Source organism: Rahnella sp. BIGb0236 (genome assembly GCF_004364755.1).
Classification (GTDB): Bacteria; Pseudomonadota; Gammaproteobacteria; order Enterobacterales; family Enterobacteriaceae; genus Rahnella; species Rahnella victoriana.
Genome location: NZ_SOAO01000003.1, coordinates 578,700 through 593,070 on the forward strand (window position 1 = coordinate 578,700; position 14,371 = coordinate 593,070).

Below are 14,371 nucleotides of genomic sequence, written 5' to 3' on the forward strand. Positions count from 1 at the left end.
TTTATTTCACCATTTTCCGGCATAACCATTTTTGCACACTGACGGGCAGCCACGAAGCCACCTTGAGAAAACCGACAAAGAGCGGGGGAAAGGCAATTTCGCTGGCACCCTGCGCCAGTTTTTTCCGGATGTGTTTTGACGCCTGTGCGGCGGTCACGATCATCGGCATCGCGAAATCATTGCGCGAGGTGAGCGGCGTTTCGACAAATCCGGGCTGGATCAGTGAAACGTGGATCTGACGTTTTGCCAGATCCACCGCCAGTGAACGGGCAAAAAAGGCCAGCGCGGCTTTGGACGCGCCGTACGCTTCACTGCGTGAAAACGGCAGCAGCCAGGCGACGGAACCGACCAGCGCCACCCGGCTGCCGGGCGCCAGGCCGGGGAGCAGGGCATCGAGGCAATTGACCGGGCCGTTGAAATTAGTGTTCATCACCCGCGCGACTTTTTCGGCATCGACGACGCCGTTGTCGAGATATTCGCAGGTGCCTGCACAGAGGATCACGATATCAGCCTGTACACCGCCCAGCGCCTTGCGGGTGGCGGCTAAATCGGTGATATCAAAAGATAACGGCACGATCAGCGGGCTGGCGGCGGCCACTGCCGTGAGCTTTTCGCCGTCGCGTCCGCAGGCGATAACTTCCCAGCCTTCTGCGGCATAGTCCTGAGCCAGCTGTTTTCCGATACCCGAACTGGCACCGGTGATCAGGACGCGGCGCATTATTTCAACCTTGCTTTAACCGCGCGGACAGCGCCGCCGAGCACCGGAACATGCTCATACAACATCGCACCGAGATCGTAATAATCGCGCTGATAAGCAATCCGGTTATCTGACAGGCGCAGATGGCTGGCGCCATTGAGGAACATAGCCTGACCTTTTTTCAGTGCCGGATGCGAAAACTCCATCCGCCAGAACAGCGACGCTTCAGCGCCACTGGTCAGCGGAGGCTGAATGTCAAAGCGGCAGTAATTCACTTTTTTGAGCAACTGTGCGAAATAGCGTTCGAGAGCATCTACGCCGTCGTAATGCGACACCGGATCAATGAACACCACATGCGGATGATAAATACGCGAAAGCTGCGGCAGCTGGCTCACATCCAGATGGCTGTAAAATTCGCAAAGCCGGGTCAGAACATCAGCGGGGATCGCGGGTTCAGGAAAATGTTTGATCATTATTTTTTCCTTCCATTACGCACTGGCACTATCTGCAGAACCGGAGGGATGCCTTCACCGTGAAGACTTTCGACATTATCGTTTTCGTCTTCGCTGTCTTGTGAGCCAAGCAGCAGGGAAGCACTGCCCAGAAGAAGTATCGACAGGCCCTGTTCAACCCAGTTCAGCAGGCGCTGGCGCTGAATTTGCGTCAGTTTGCCTTCAGCCCATAACAGGATTTGCGAACCACTGAGATTTTCAAGATGCGGGTCATCGAGCGGGACCGGCATGATGTCGATCTGCATTCCTTCCTCGCAGCGCACAATGGCTTCCAGCCATAGCTCGGTGCTGTCCAGATGTCCCCAGCCCACCAGCGTCGCCGGATTGCCGGGACGTTTACGGGCGGCACCCATGCACATCGCCGCGTGTTCGATGATCAGGCCGTCAAGCTGGCTGCGTAACATCAGCAGGCGCGTATCACCTGCACTGAGGCGCGAGCGCAAGGGTCTGAGCACATTATTCACAAAAGATGCCGCCGGATATTCACGACCGAGTTCCGTCATCAACTGACGGACTTTATTGCTGCGGCCATCCTGCAATGCGGTCAGCAAACTGTGTTCTGACTGCGACCAGCCGCCCGGCAGTGCATCCACTTTGCCTTCGAGCAGGGATTTCACCTGACCAACAGGTATCCCGCGATTAATCCAGCCCAAAATAGTGCGAATGGTATCAAGGTCGTCATCATTAAACAGACGGTGACCGCCTTCCGTGCGCTGGGGTTTCAGCAACCCGTAACGCCGCTGCCAGGCGCGCAGAGTGACCGGATTGATTCCACAAATACGGGCGACTTCGCCGATGCTGTAAAGAGACATAGTTGAATCCAAAATATTCAGAACACTTATGAGATAACTCTAGCGCCAGTTCGCAAAGTTGTACAACTTTATTATTTTTGTACAACTTAACAAAAACTTTTCGCTCACATCATTTTAACTTGCGCAATTCCCATATAAGAGATAATTTCCCGATATTGAGATTTAACGCATCAAGGGGAAGATGATGGAAGAAGGGCAGGAGAGTCAGGATCTGCGGCTGGCGGAAAGGCTGGCAGAATTGCGGGTGAGCCGGGGCTGGTCGCTGGAACAACTGGCGCAGCTGACCGGCATCAGCCGCGCCACGCTCTCGCGGGTGGAGCGGGCAGAAACCAGCCCGACGGCATCGCTGCTTGGCAAACTCAGTGCGGCGTACGGGCTGACCACATCGCGCCTGCTGATGGCGCTGGAAGACAATCCGCCGGAGCTGATCCGCGCCTCACAACAGCCGGTGTGGCATGACCGCGAAACCGGCTTCGAGCGCCGTTCGGTTTCTGCTCCCGCCCCCGGTTTTCGCGCTGAACTGATTTCCGGCGTCCTGAAAGCCGGTGCCACGATCACCTACGACGCACCGCCGGTAGAGGGCCTTGAGCAGCATATCTGGATGCTGGACGGTGTGCTGGAATTCACCCTTAACGGCCGCGGCTACCGGCTGGAACCGGGCGACTGCCTGCGTTTTCATCTTCATGGTACCTCCTCCTTCCACGTACCCGGCCCGCAAGATGCGCGTTACGCCGTCGTCATTTCACGTCCTTAATCTCTGACAAAAAAGGTTTATTCCTATGCAAAACAGCAATGAAGTGGTGATCAGTGAAGTGCAGGGCGGCGTACTGCCAGCGGAAGATCTGGACGCGCTGGCCGAAACGCTGATGCAGTCGGTGGCGCTTGGCGCGAGTATCGGATTCATCCTGCCTTTTGGTTTTGTACAGGCGCAGGCGTTCTGGCAAAAACTGTTACCGGCGTTTGAGCGTGGCGAAAAACGGCTGCTGGTGGCGCGGTATGAAGGGAAAATTATCGGCACCGTACAGTTGGTGGTCGATCAGCCCGCCAACGGCATTCATCGCGGTGATGTGGTGAAACTGATGGTGCATCCCGACGGACGCCGCAAAGGGATCGCCCGCAAACTGATGGACGCCGTGGAAACGCTGGCACGTCAAGAGGGCAAAACCATGCTGGTGCTGGACACCGTCACCGGCAGCCCGGCGCAAACGCTGTACCACGATCAGGGCTTCACGCTGAGCGGCACAATCCCGCACTATGCGATGTCAACGGAAGGCATGCTGGAGTCCACCAGTGTGATGTATAAGGTGCTGGTGTGAACTGGCGGATTGCGCCGGAGGCTGTCGGTACGCCGGATGCCGCACAATTGCTGGATGCGCTTTCGCAGACGCTGGCGGCCATCACCGGCGACAGCGGGCGTTCATCGTTTTCCGTAGATGATATGCAGGAGGCCGGGGCGTGTTTTGTGATCGCCCGTGACAGCCGCGGAAATGCCGTCGGATGCGGCGCAATCCGGCCGCTGCAACATGACACTTGTGAGCTTAAAAGGATGTACGCAACGCCCGGACATCCGGGACTGGGCAGTGCGATTCTGGCATTTCTCGAAGCGCAGGCCGCGGCCTCAGGCTATCAGGCGTTATGGCTGGAAACCCGTCGGGTAAACCTGAACGCGGTAGGTTTCTATCGCAAGCGGGGTTATACGGAAATCGATAATTACGGCAGATATCGCGGCAGACCGGAAGCCGTGTGTCTGGGGAAAGTGCTTTTTTGCGTTTCCCCCGAAGACTAAATCCCGCTAAACCAGTTATAGCCCTGATCTTCCCAGTAGCCGCCCGGGTTTTCGTTGGTGACGAAAATCGCGCCGATGTGTTTGGCGTTTTTGAAGCCCAGCTTGGTGGGCATCCGCAGGCGTAGCGGATAGCCGAAATCCGGGGGCAGAGGCTTATCGCCGAATTCCAGCGCCAGAATGGTTTGCGGATGCAATGCCGTCGCCATATCAATGCTGGAGTAGTAGCGGTCGTCACATTTGAAACCGACATATTTTGCCGTCAGATCCGCGCCGACATGCTGTAAAAACGTTTTCAGCGGCACGCCTTTCCACTGGCCGATGGCACTCCAGCCCTCTATGCAAATCAGACGGGTGATCTGGCTTTCCTGCGGCAGGCGCCGGAGCTGTTCCAGTGTCCATGATGCTTTTTTCTGCACCAGTCCCGAGACTTCCAGCCGGTAATTGGGAATATCGATTTCCGGCACGTTGTATTCCGGATAATAGGCGTTGAAACGAAACGGCGTGGTGATCTGATCTGCGCGGTAGGTTTGCGCCAGCTTCTGACCGCTGAACAGCCAGCCCTGCACGCGGTCATTCCAGCGCGACATCGCCCACAGCACTTTGTCGACCTGATCGCCATCCTGCAAATTACAGCCGGTCAGCATCGACACGGCACCTAATGTCAGCCCGGAGCGCAGCAATAAGCGGCGCTGGATATTGACCAGTTGCTTGCGCTGGTCCGGTTCAATAATGATTTTTGGCCGCGGTGATTTATCATTCATCCGTGCTTTCCTCTGTCACTGTTTTTTTGCCACCGGTCAGCATGGCCACCAATGTTTTCGGCACCAGCAGCACCATCAGTACGTGGATCACCACGAACAACATCACGCCGCTCATCGCGAAAAAGTGCACATAGCGGGCGATATCAAAGCCGCCAAACAGCCACACCAGCCCGCTGAACTGCACCGGTTTCCAGATGGATAATCCTGACAGCACCAGTAACAGACCGAGCAACAACACGCCGCTGTACATCAGTTTTTGTACTGCGTTGTACTGCCCCAGCTTGTGCGGCAGTGTAAAGGTCAGTGCGCGAACGGTATCGCGCCAGACGCTACGCGGCGTAAAGGGGAAAAAGTCTCGCCGGAAATGCCCGCTGAACATCCCCCACACCAGATAAAACACGGCGTTGGCTGCCATCAGCCACATCACCGCCAGATGCCAGGCAATGTTGCCGCCCAGCCAGCCGCCCAGCGTGGTGTTTTGCGGGAAGGTAAACGCAAAAATCGGGTCAGCGTTATAAATGCCCCAGCCACTCATCACCATGCCGGTCATGGCCAGCACATTAATCCAGTGACAAATGCGGACCGGCCAGGCATGGATCCGGCGTTTACGTGGTGAAGAAGGCTGAGGTTTCACGGGTTATCTCCTGTTACGCAGCGGATTACATCGGTGGCGCGATGCCGTCTTTACCGGCGGCAATACCCCGTGCGACCAGCGCACCTTTGTCATCTTTCATCGCAAACAGCACGATTTTTGTGCCCGGTTTCAGCAGGCTGCGGTCGCCCGGTGCCAGCAGAACCACCGGGACATCGTCCGGCACGACCACGGTTTTCTCGGCGTCATGGTATTTCACGGTCAGCGTGCGGCCATTGCTGTTCACCAGCTTGCCGACGGTGCCGTTGGTCATGGTGTTGATTTTGCCGTCCGGCGATTCAAACGGATTGAAGCCTTCACCGCTGCCGCGCAGGCTTGGCGCGAAGACATGCACTTCCAGCGCTTTCAGTGTGCCGTTGGCTTGTGGCACGGCGGCTGTCCCGATAAAGCTGTCGGCTTTGATATCGCTGATTTCGCCTTTGGTCACCGCATTGATTTTGGTCTGATCGGTGAGCTTAACGTCGAGCTTTTCGCCCTGGCGGGTAGTGATTTGTACCGATGAGTCATTAACTGAATCAATGGTTCCGCGTGTGGGTTTAATCACATTATCGGCGGCAAAGGCCGGGGACATTCCGCTGCACATCAGCAGGGAACCCAGTAACAGACCAGCGAGACGTGTAGGTGTATTCATGATGAGATCTCCATTTTACAGCGTTATTTCATTAGGTTAAGTGAATCACTGAAGCTGCCAGTGACGAATAACTTCCTTAAGAGTGGACGATAAACCGGGATTGGCTGATGACAAATTGATGACAAAATTGTCATCAAAGGTGTCTGATGAAACTGATAAACTTCCGGTGAATCATTCTTTAGGTGAATGGTCATGCGGCACTGAGGGCCTGAATGCGAATACTGGTAATTGAAGATGATGTCAGTACAGGCGACTACCTGAAAAAAGGGCTGACGGAAGCCGGTTACAGCGTGGATCTGGCGCGTAACGGTGCCGACGGGTTGTTTCTGGCGCTGGAAGAGGGTTACGACACGGTGATCCTCGACGTGATGCTGCCGGGGCTGGACGGCTGGCAGGTGATGGAAGTCCTGCGGAAAAAAAGCGACGTGCCGGTGCTGTTTCTGACCGCACGCGATGAAGTGCAGGATCGTATTCACGGGCTGGAACTGGGCGCTGACGATTATCTGATTAAACCGTTCTCCTTCACCGAGCTGGTGTTGCGTATCCGCACCTTGCTGCGCCGTCCGGCAGCGCGGGAGCCGGATATCTATTCTGTCGCCGACCTGCATCTTGATGTGCTGCGCCGCAGGGTGACGCGTCAGGATCAGACCATCGCGCTGACCAACAAAGAGTTCATGTTGTTGCAATTGCTGATGCGCCGCGAAGGCGAAGTGCTGTCGCGCACCATGATCGCCTCACAGGTCTGGGATATGAATTTCGACAGCGATACCAATGTGGTCGACGTCGCCATCAAGCGTCTGCGCGCCAAAGTTGACCGCACCTTTGAGGTGAAACTGATCCATACCGTACGTGGCATCGGCTACGTTTGCGAAGTGCGCCATGACTGATCGCCCGTCTGCCGGTCGCCCGGAACGCGCCATGTCGCTGACCCTGCGCGCCACCTTACTTTTCGCGCTGATCGCCTCGCTGGTGGTCAGTGCCGTGGGGTTTTATCTTTATTACTCGATAGATAAAGAACTGATGCGCCGCGCGGATTATCAGGTCAGCGGACGCGTGCAGTATTTCCGCCATCTGCTGGCGAACGAATTCCCGCTGTCGCAGCTGAGCCGCAATCCGGGGCTGTTTGAAAATATGCTCGGGAACGAACGCGATATCCTGACGTTCGGGCTGAGCAATGAAAAACCGCTGATCAACGTCAATCCCTCCCGGCTGGATTTGCCGCCGGTCGCGGCGGTGGCAGACGGCCAGCCGCTGACGCTGAAGACTGTGCATCAACTGACCGCGCCCGACGGGACGCCGGTACGTTTTGCCCGCGCGGCGGTAAAAATGGAAGACGGGCGGACGGTTGAAATTACCGGTGCGCATTTCATGACGGAAGAATCACGCCTGTTACAGACCTTCCGCTGGGAAATTATCGGCGCGGTGCTGTTCGCGTATCTGCTGATTGCCGGACTCGGCTATCTGGTGATCCGCCGCGGACTGCGGCCGCTGCGCCATATGGCGCATGAGGCAACGCAGATCCATCCGGCCAGTTTGTCCACGCGGCTGACGGCAGCAAAAGCGCCGCAGGAATTGCAGCAACTGATTTATTCCTTTAATGACATGCTGGACCGGCTGGCAGAAGGCTATCAGCGGCTGACGCAGTTTTCCGCCGATCTGGCGCATGAGATCCGCACGCCCGTGGGGGCGCTGATGGGGCACTGTCAGGTGGCGCTTTATCAGCCACGCACGGTGGAAGAATACGAAACGCTGCTGGCGAACAATATGGAAGAGCTGGAGCGCATTTCGCGCATGGTGGAAAACATCCTGTTTCTGGCGCGGGCCTCCGACGCGCGGTCTGTTCTGACCATTACCGCCATAGATGTGTCCACGGAAATGACCCGCATTCAGGACTATTTTGAGGGGCTGGCCGAGGAGCGCGAGATGACGCTGGACAGTAAAGGGGCGGGCGTGCTGTACGCCGATGCCATTTTGTTCCAGCGCGCGCTCAGCAATCTGGTGGCTAACGCGGTGCGTTATGGCCGCGCGGGGAGTGCCATCGTGTTGCGCGCCGAACCGCATCCCCGCGGTATGGATATTCATGTGATCAGTCAGGGCGATCCGATCCCGGCGGATAAGCTCGGCAAACTGTTCGATCGTTTCTACCGGGCGGATGCCTCGCGCAGTGAAGGCGGCAGTTCAAGCGGTCTCGGTTTATCCATTGTTCAGGCCATTATGGCGCTGCATCAGGGCCGTGTGACGGTGGAAAGTTCAGCGCAGGGGGAAACGCGTTTCACGCTCTCTTTTCCGGCGGCTGATCACACGTTTTCTCAATAGTTCCTCAATGAGAGGGAAAAATTGCGTAAGAATTGGCTAAATATTTCTGTGTTATGTGGTTGAATCATAAGAAATTCGTTAATTTCGTTACATTATCACATTGGAAGAAACCAATCAGTTTGAACGAAAATACGCGGCCCGGGGTCTGATTAGTCCTAAGGAGTGGGTTCCATCCTCCGGTACGAGCGGTCTGTACGACGCAACCAGACTCACCAAAGAGCCACTTATTTCTGATGCATAAACTACGTTCACTTTCGCAACAAAGCATTTCTTTGTTCATTGCACTTTATCTCGGGCTTCTGCTAAACCTTCCGATTTTCATCCGCCGTTATCAGCAACTGCATTATGACAATGCCTTGTCGATTGCTGTCGAAATGGTGGCATGTTTCGCGCTGGTCTATTTCCTCTGTATGTTGCTGTCGTATACCGGAAAAACCGTTTTCCGCGTGCTGATGACCGCCATCGTGATTTCTTCCGCAGCGGCCAGCTATTACATGATCCTGTTTAACGTCGATATCGGTTACGGCATCCTGGCGGCGGCTCTGGCTTCTGATTCCATTGATTTATCAAAAGAATCGGTCGGCACCCACTTTATCGCCTGGACCGTACTGGTGAGCCTGTTGCCGGTTCTGTTGCTGTGGCTGAGTAAAATGCCGGGCGCGGGGCTGAAACAGACCACGGTTAAAAAGCTGGCGGTCAGAACCTTGCTGCTCGCGGTGTCCGGCCTGCTCTGCTATATGCCGTTGCGCCTGATGGGCAAGGTGCAGGATCGCCACGACATCGTGAACAACCGCATGATGGCCAGTTATGGCGGCGTCGTTGCCGGTACCTACTCGCCATCCAACTGGCTTTCGGCGTTAGGTCTTTACACCTACAGCAGTTACAGCCAGGCGGAAGACACTAAAAATCTGTTCGATCCGGCCAAACATTTCACTTATACCGCACCGGCAGATGCCAAAGACATGTACGTGGTGTTTGTGATCGGTGAAAGTGCCCGCCGTGACCATATGGGGCTGTACGGCTACGACCGTGACAACACGCCAAATCTCGACAAAGAGAAGAATCTGGTCGCTTTACAGGGCTATTCCTGTGACACCGCCACCAAGCTTTCCCTGCGTTGTATGTTTGTCCGCGAAGGCGGGGCGTCGGAAGAACCGCAGCGTACCCTGAAAGAGATGAATGTCTTCTCCGTGCTGAAAAGTAACGGCTGGAGTTCAGAGTTATATTCCATGCAAAGTGAAGCCTGGTTCTATAACAAAACCCGTGCGGATGATTATTCACTGCGCGAAAACATCGCCTCTGAAAAGCGTAACGCCGGTAAGCCGGTAGATGACATGTTGCTCATCGATGAAATGAAAGATTCGATGAATAACCATCCGGACGGTAAGCACCTGATAATCCTGCATACCAAAGGCTCGCATTACCTGTATTCCGACCGCTATCCGCGTTCTTTTGCCAAATATAAGCCGGAATGTATGGGCATTGATGATTCCTGTTCCACCGGGGAAATGATCAACGCGTACGATAACTCGCTGTTGTATACCGATTACTTCCTGTCGCAGGTCTTTGACCAGTTGCGGGATAAGAACGCGATTGTGTTCTACGCCTCAGATCACGGCGAGTCGATTTCTCAAAGCATGCATTTCCACGGCACACCGCGTGATCATGCGCCGATCGAACAGCGTACGGTGCCGATCATGGTCTGGGCGTCAGATAAATTCCTGGCTAACGATCAGAACAAAGCCAGCTTCGAACAACTGCAAAAAATGGCAGCGGCGAAGACGCCGGCGTTCCACGAAAAACTGTATGACACTATTCTGGGCTGTATCGGTTACACCTCGCCAAACGGCGGGATTGTGGAGCAGCACAACTGGTGCCATGTGCATGATCAGGCCGCTGCAACAAAATAATCTGTGCTAAATCTGCCGCCTTTTTCTAAACAATGAAGAGGGCGGCGACATCCCCCGCGTTTTAAGTCACAATCGGTTAACATGCCTTTAAGGTATTTAAATTTTGCTTTTTTATCAGGGCCGATAACCGATGCAAGCACTCCGAATCACAATCTGTGTCCTGACGGTCATCATGACGTTACTGACGCTGCTCCCCTTTTCTAGAAATCAGCGCTGGTGGGTGCGTGTCTGGGATTTTCCGCGCTTACAGATGGCGTCACTGTGTCTGGTTTTCCTGCTGACAGAACTGGCGATCATGCCGTTCGGCGATGGCATTACCTTCACGGTGATTATCCTGACCGTGGCCTGCATGGCGTATCAGACCTGGTGGATCCTGCCTTATACCCCCCTGTACCGGAAACAGGTGAAGAAAACGGTATCCGACGGTCATTCGCGCATCAAAATCATGAACAGCAACGTGCTGATGACCAACCGTAAGCCGGAAAAGTTACTGGCGCAGATCCGGCAATACCAGCCGGATATTCTGGTGCTGCTGGAAACCGATCAGTGGTGGGAAGATCAGATGGCAGAACTGGATGCCAACTATCCGCACAGCCTGCGTTGTCCGCTGGAAAATCTGTACGGTATGCATGTGTATTCACGTCTGCCGATGCACGCCGCGAAAATTCAGTATCTGGTGGCTGACGATATTCCTTCCATGCATTTTCGCGCTGAACTGCCATCCGGTGAGCAGGTGATTTTGCACTGTCTGCACCCGATGCCGCCCAGCCCGACGGAAGCCGACGAATCCACTGACCGCGATGGCGAGCTGGTCGCTGTCGGTCATACTGCCGCTAAGGCGCGTTATCCGACCATCGTGACCGGTGACCTGAACGATGTGGCATGGTCGCGCACCACGCGTCTGTTTATGAAAATCAGCGGCCTGCTGGATCCGCGTCGTGGCCGTGGCATGTACAACACCTTTCACGCCAGCTATCCGTTCCTGCGCTGGCCGCTGGATCACGTGTTCCACAGCAAGGATTTCACCCTGGTTGACCTGCGGCGTCTCGGTTTCATGGGTTCAGATCACTTCCCGATCCTGGTCGAACTGGCGCTGACACCTTGTGAGGGGCAGGATCAGGAATCGCTGGAAATCGAAGAGGAAGATCTCGAAGAAGCGGAAGAAAAACTGACGAATGCCGGAGTGAAAAGCACTGACGTACACAGGGCGGAAAAACTCAATATGCCGGTCTGCGGATAATCATTATGACAAGTGAACGCGACCGTCTGCCGCTGGCGGAAGATTTACGGGTGTTTCTGGCGGTGGTGAATAAACAAAGTTTTGCTGCTGCCGCCACTGAACTTGGTCAGTCTCCGGCCTATGTCAGCAAGCGGATCCAGATCCTTGAAGAGTCGCTGAATGCCCGTTTGTTGCACCGTTCCACTCGCGGTGTGCGCTTAACCGACGAGGGTGAAAGAGCCCGTCGCTGGGCGCTGCAAATTCTGGATAACTTCGAGCAGTTTATCGGTGACCTGTCGGATTCGCGCACCGAACCGCGTGGCAATGTGCATATTTGCAGTTCGTTCGGTTTCGGGCGCTGCCACGTGGCACCTGCGGTGGCTGAACTGGCGGAACAGTATCCGCTGCTGAATCTGCGGCTGGATTTGTTCGACCGGGTCGTGGATCTGGTCGCCGACGGGATCGACTTGGAAATTCTGGTCGGTGACGATATTCCACAGCAGCACATCGGCAAAAAGCTGGCGCAGCATCAGCGTATTTTGTGTGCCTCTCCGGCGTATCTGGATGCGCACGGCGTGCCGGAGTCAACGGATGCGCTGGCGCAACATCAGTGTCTGGTATTAAAAGAGCGCGATAACCCATTTGGCATCTGGACTCTCACCGCCAGAGACAAAGAGGTTCGCGCCCGTGTAAAAGGACCGCTTTCATCGAACAGCGGCGAAGTGGTTCTGCAATGGGCACTGAAAGATCACGGTATTATCCTGCGCTCAGAGTGGGACGTACGTCCTTATATCGAACGAGGGGAACTGGTTCAGATATTGCCAGACTATTCACAACCCGCCAGCGTGTGGGCGGTTTACCCGACGCGCCTTGCGGACTCCGCCAAACTGCGGGTATGCGTCGAATTCCTTCAGCAGCGGTTCAGTCAGCTACTGACCTAGCGCCGTTTTTATCCGGCGCTTATGAGATCATCAGACCAGCCAGGGATTTTTTTGCAGATGTGACTGCTGAAACTGACGGATGTCGTCGCTGTACCGCAGCGTGTTACCGACAGCATCCAGCCCGTTAAGCAAGGACAGCTTGCTCAGCTCATCAATGGCAAAATCAATCACCTGACTGTTATGCAAAACAATCTTCTGCTGCGGCAAATCGACGGTGATTTCGTTGCTTCCCGCGAGCGTCACGTCCTGTGCGACCTGTTCCCATTGTTCAGGACTCAGCTGCACCGTCAGTACGCCGTTACGCTGGCAGTTATCGAAAAAAATCCCCGCAAACGTCGTGCCGATCAAGGCACGGATCCCCAGCTGTTTTAATCCCCATACCGCATGTTCGCGACTGGAGCCGCAGCCGAAGTTTGGCCCGACCAGCAGGAATTTGGCATTCTGCCAGTCAGGCTGATTGAGGATAAACGCCGGATCAGGAGAACCGTCCGCCAGAAAGCGCAAATCGAAAAATACCCCGCGATCTAACCCGTTGCGGTCGATGCCTTTTAAAAACTGCTTCGGCATGATCACATCGGTATCGACATTCGCGGCGGGTAACGGCGCAGCCACGCCGGTTAATACGTTAAAAGCCTGCATTGTTTTCTCCTTCGAGTTCCCGGATATCGGTCAGATGACCGGAAATCGCCGCAGCAGCTACCATTGCCGGGCTCATCAGATGGGTACGCGCGCCCGCGCCCTGACGGCCTTCGAAATTACGGTTGGTGCTGGAAGCACAGCGGTCGCCCGGCGAAAGCACATCATCGTTCATTGCCAGACACATCGAACAACCCGACTGACGCCATTCAAAACCGGCGCGGGTGAAGATCTCCGCCAGACCTTCCTGCTCGGCCTGCGCGCGAACCTGACTGGAACCCGGTACGATCATCGCACGAACGGTGGGGGCGACGTTTTTTCCGCGAACCACTTCGGCGGCGGCACGTAAATCCTCGATGCGCGCGTTAGTGCAGGATCCGATGAAGGCATGACTGATGCTGATGCTGTTCAGCGGCTGACCGGCGCGCAGTCCCATGTATTGCAACGCACGCTGTAAATCTTTGCGGCGCGAGGCATCGGATTCTGCCCGCGGATCCGGCACCAGGCCGCTGATCGCCAGCGCCTGATCCGGACTTGTTCCCCAGCTCACCATCGGCGCGATTTCCGCGGCGCTCAGTTCAACTTCGCGGTCGAAAACGGCGTCCGCATCGCTGTGCAACTCACGCCAGACATTCACCGCCGCCGCCCATTGCGGGCCTTTCGGTGCACGTGGTTTGTCTTTCAGGTAATCAAAGACTTTGTCGTCAGGAGCCATAAATGCACCGCGGGCACCGGCTTCAACGGCCATATTACACATCGTCATACGGCCTTCCACGCTCAGCGCGTCGATGCCTTCTCCGCAGAATTCAATGGCGTAACCGGTGGCTCCTGCCGCCCCGATTTTTGCCACCAGCGCCATCACCACGTCTTTGGCTGTCATGCCTCTGGCGAGCGTACCGTTAACCGTCACCCGCAGAGTTTTCAGGCGTTTGTAGACCAGCGTCTGGGTCGCCAGAAGATGTTCAATTTCTGAGGTACCGATACCAAACCCGAATGCGCCTAATGCGCCGTAAGTGGTGGTGTGGCTGTCGCCGGCGGCAATCACCATCCCCGGCAAAATAAAGCCCTGTTCGGGGGCGACAACGTGCTCAATACCCTGACGGCTGTCGAGAATATCGAACAACTCAATGCCAAATTCTTCGCAGTTTTCTGCCAGATAGGACACCTGCCGTGCGCCACCGGCGTCCGGCATCTGACGGGTACGTAAGGGGGCCGTCGGGTTGACGTGATCGACCACCGCCAGCGACGTTTCCGGACGCCATACGCGGCGGCCTGCTTCACGCAATCCGCTGAAGGCCTGCGGGCTGGTATATTCGTTAATCACCTGCCGGTCGATGTACAACAACACGTGTCCTTTATCGTCGAGCGTACGCACGGTGTGGCTGTCGATATGTTTTTCGTATAGCGTTCTTGGCTTCATTGCATTGCCCTGATAAACGAAGTGGATAACGTCAGCGTCGCAAACTCGCGCGTATCGGGCAACGGGCTGAGTGTGGAG

General features: G+C 55.6%; 16 protein-coding genes. 8 read left to right on the forward strand and 8 right to left on the reverse strand.

The genetic code is table 11. From position 1 onward, the window contains the following. Window position 1 precedes the first annotated feature (1 nt). From EDF78_RS09460 to EDF78_RS09470, 3 genes are read right to left on the reverse strand one after another with little or no spacing between them, the layout of a single operon-like run. Entirely contained in the window at window positions 2-718 is a 717-nt protein-coding gene (locus tag EDF78_RS09460) for an SDR family NAD(P)-dependent oxidoreductase (protein WP_133822977.1), read from the reverse strand. Then, window positions 718-1,170, reverse strand: a complete 453-nt coding sequence (locus EDF78_RS09465) for a nuclear transport factor 2 family protein (RefSeq protein WP_113877854.1) — start codon at window positions 1,168-1,170, stop codon at window positions 718-720. The genes EDF78_RS09460 and EDF78_RS09465 overlap by 1 nt, the downstream gene beginning before the upstream one ends. Then, a complete protein-coding gene (locus EDF78_RS09470; RefSeq protein ID WP_133822978.1) occupies window positions 1,170-2,021 on the reverse strand; it encodes a MerR family transcriptional regulator in 852 nt (283 codons plus the stop codon). The genes EDF78_RS09465 and EDF78_RS09470 overlap by 1 nt, the downstream gene beginning before the upstream one ends. A 184-nt stretch (window positions 2,022-2,205) precedes the next feature. On the opposite strand from EDF78_RS09470, the gene EDF78_RS09475 reads away from it, so the two are divergent. From EDF78_RS09475 to EDF78_RS09485, 3 genes are read left to right on the forward strand one after another with little or no spacing between them, the layout of a single operon-like run. Next, window positions 2,206-2,775, forward strand: a complete 570-nt coding sequence (locus tag EDF78_RS09475) for an XRE family transcriptional regulator (RefSeq protein WP_119822180.1) — start codon at window positions 2,206-2,208, stop codon at window positions 2,773-2,775. A 25-nt stretch (window positions 2,776-2,800) separates the two neighbouring features. After that, complete coding sequence (locus EDF78_RS09480) at window positions 2,801-3,337, forward strand: GNAT family N-acetyltransferase (RefSeq protein WP_119822181.1); 537 nt, start codon at window positions 2,801-2,803, stop codon at window positions 3,335-3,337. Beyond that, window positions 3,334-3,807, forward strand: a complete 474-nt coding sequence (locus EDF78_RS09485) for a GNAT family N-acetyltransferase (RefSeq protein WP_243839436.1) — start codon at window positions 3,334-3,336, stop codon at window positions 3,805-3,807. The genes EDF78_RS09480 and EDF78_RS09485 overlap by 4 nt, the downstream gene beginning before the upstream one ends. Here the strand turns inward: EDF78_RS09485 and EDF78_RS09490 are convergent. From EDF78_RS09490 to EDF78_RS09500, 3 genes are read right to left on the reverse strand one after another with little or no spacing between them, the layout of a single operon-like run. Further along, complete coding sequence (locus EDF78_RS09490; RefSeq protein ID WP_119822182.1) at window positions 3,804-4,568, reverse strand: molybdopterin-dependent oxidoreductase; 765 nt, start codon at window positions 4,566-4,568, stop codon at window positions 3,804-3,806. The genes EDF78_RS09485 and EDF78_RS09490 overlap by 4 nt on opposite strands. Next, window positions 4,561-5,202 (reverse strand): cytochrome b/b6 domain-containing protein, encoded by a 642-nt coding sequence (locus EDF78_RS09495; protein ID WP_133822979.1) that lies wholly within the window; start codon window positions 5,200-5,202, stop codon window positions 4,561-4,563. Before EDF78_RS09495 ends, EDF78_RS09490 begins: the two co-directional genes overlap by 8 nt. A 25-nt stretch (window positions 5,203-5,227) precedes the next feature. Further along, a complete protein-coding gene (locus tag EDF78_RS09500; RefSeq protein ID WP_095922723.1) occupies window positions 5,228-5,851 on the reverse strand; it encodes a hypothetical protein in 624 nt (207 codons plus the stop codon). 212 nt (window positions 5,852-6,063) lie between these two features. On the opposite strand from EDF78_RS09500, the gene EDF78_RS09505 reads away from it, so the two are divergent. The 5 genes from EDF78_RS09505 (at window position 6,064) to EDF78_RS09525 (ending at window position 12,237) form a co-directional block, all read left to right on the forward strand. Next, complete coding sequence (locus EDF78_RS09505; protein ID WP_095922722.1) at window positions 6,064-6,738, forward strand: heavy metal response regulator transcription factor; 675 nt, start codon at window positions 6,064-6,066, stop codon at window positions 6,736-6,738. Then, on the forward strand, window positions 6,731-8,167 hold the full coding sequence (locus EDF78_RS09510; protein WP_229921063.1) for a heavy metal sensor histidine kinase: 1,437 nt from the start codon (window positions 6,731-6,733) through the stop codon (window positions 8,165-8,167). Before EDF78_RS09505 ends, EDF78_RS09510 begins: the two co-directional genes overlap by 8 nt. Window positions 8,168-8,400: 233 nt before the next feature. Beyond that, window positions 8,401-10,077 carry a kdo(2)-lipid A phosphoethanolamine 7''-transferase gene (eptB, locus tag EDF78_RS09515; protein WP_133822980.1) on the forward strand — a complete coding sequence of 559 codons (1,677 nt, stop codon included), beginning with the start codon at window positions 8,401-8,403 and terminating at the stop codon, window positions 10,075-10,077. A 130-nt stretch (window positions 10,078-10,207) separates the two neighbouring features. Next, the gene (locus tag EDF78_RS09520) at window positions 10,208-11,317 is read left to right on the forward strand and encodes an endonuclease/exonuclease/phosphatase family protein (protein ID WP_133822981.1); all 1,110 of its coding nucleotides are present in this window, start codon (window positions 10,208-10,210) and stop codon (window positions 11,315-11,317) included. Window positions 11,318-11,322: 5 nt separating this feature from the next. Next, entirely contained in the window at window positions 11,323-12,237 is a 915-nt protein-coding gene (locus tag EDF78_RS09525; RefSeq protein ID WP_095922719.1) for a LysR substrate-binding domain-containing protein, read from the forward strand. A gap of 30 nt (window positions 12,238-12,267) precedes the next feature. Here EDF78_RS09525 and leuD read toward each other — a convergent pair whose 3' ends face one another. Next, the gene (gene leuD, locus EDF78_RS09530; RefSeq protein ID WP_095922718.1) at window positions 12,268-12,876 is read right to left on the reverse strand and encodes a 3-isopropylmalate dehydratase small subunit; all 609 of its coding nucleotides are present in this window, start codon (window positions 12,874-12,876) and stop codon (window positions 12,268-12,270) included. After that, window positions 12,863-14,293, reverse strand: a complete 1,431-nt coding sequence (gene leuC / locus EDF78_RS09535; RefSeq protein WP_133822982.1) for a 3-isopropylmalate dehydratase large subunit — start codon at window positions 14,291-14,293, stop codon at window positions 12,863-12,865. Before leuC ends, leuD begins: the two co-directional genes overlap by 14 nt. Window positions 14,294-14,371 lie beyond the last annotated feature (78 nt).

Coding starts and splice junctions, on each gene's coding strand:
- EDF78_RS09460 (WP_133822977.1), bottom strand. CDS start 718: ATGCGCCGCGTCCTGATCACCGGTGCCAGTTCGGGTATCGGAAAACAG.
- EDF78_RS09465 (WP_113877854.1), bottom strand. CDS start 1,170: ATGATCAAACATTTTCCTGAACCCGCGATCCCCGCTGATGTTCTGACC.
- EDF78_RS09470 (WP_133822978.1), bottom strand. CDS start 2,021: ATGTCTCTTTACAGCATCGGCGAAGTCGCCCGTATTTGTGGAATCAAT.
- EDF78_RS09475 (WP_119822180.1), top strand. CDS start 2,206: ATGGAAGAAGGGCAGGAGAGTCAGGATCTGCGGCTGGCGGAAAGGCTG.
- EDF78_RS09480 (WP_119822181.1), top strand. CDS start 2,801: ATGCAAAACAGCAATGAAGTGGTGATCAGTGAAGTGCAGGGCGGCGTA.
- EDF78_RS09490 (WP_119822182.1), bottom strand. CDS start 4,568: ATGAATGATAAATCACCGCGGCCAAAAATCATTATTGAACCGGACCAG.
- EDF78_RS09500 (WP_095922723.1), bottom strand. CDS start 5,851: ATGAATACACCTACACGTCTCGCTGGTCTGTTACTGGGTTCCCTGCTG.
- EDF78_RS09505 (WP_095922722.1), top strand. CDS start 6,064: ATGCGAATACTGGTAATTGAAGATGATGTCAGTACAGGCGACTACCTG.
- EDF78_RS09510 (WP_229921063.1), top strand. CDS start 6,731: ATGACTGATCGCCCGTCTGCCGGTCGCCCGGAACGCGCCATGTCGCTG.
- eptB (WP_133822980.1), top strand. CDS start 8,401: ATGCATAAACTACGTTCACTTTCGCAACAAAGCATTTCTTTGTTCATT.
- EDF78_RS09520 (WP_133822981.1), top strand. CDS start 10,208: ATGCAAGCACTCCGAATCACAATCTGTGTCCTGACGGTCATCATGACG.
- EDF78_RS09525 (WP_095922719.1), top strand. CDS start 11,323: ATGACAAGTGAACGCGACCGTCTGCCGCTGGCGGAAGATTTACGGGTG.
- leuD (WP_095922718.1), bottom strand. CDS start 12,876: ATGCAGGCTTTTAACGTATTAACCGGCGTGGCTGCGCCGTTACCCGCC.
- leuC (WP_133822982.1), bottom strand. CDS start 14,293: ATGAAGCCAAGAACGCTATACGAAAAACATATCGACAGCCACACCGTG.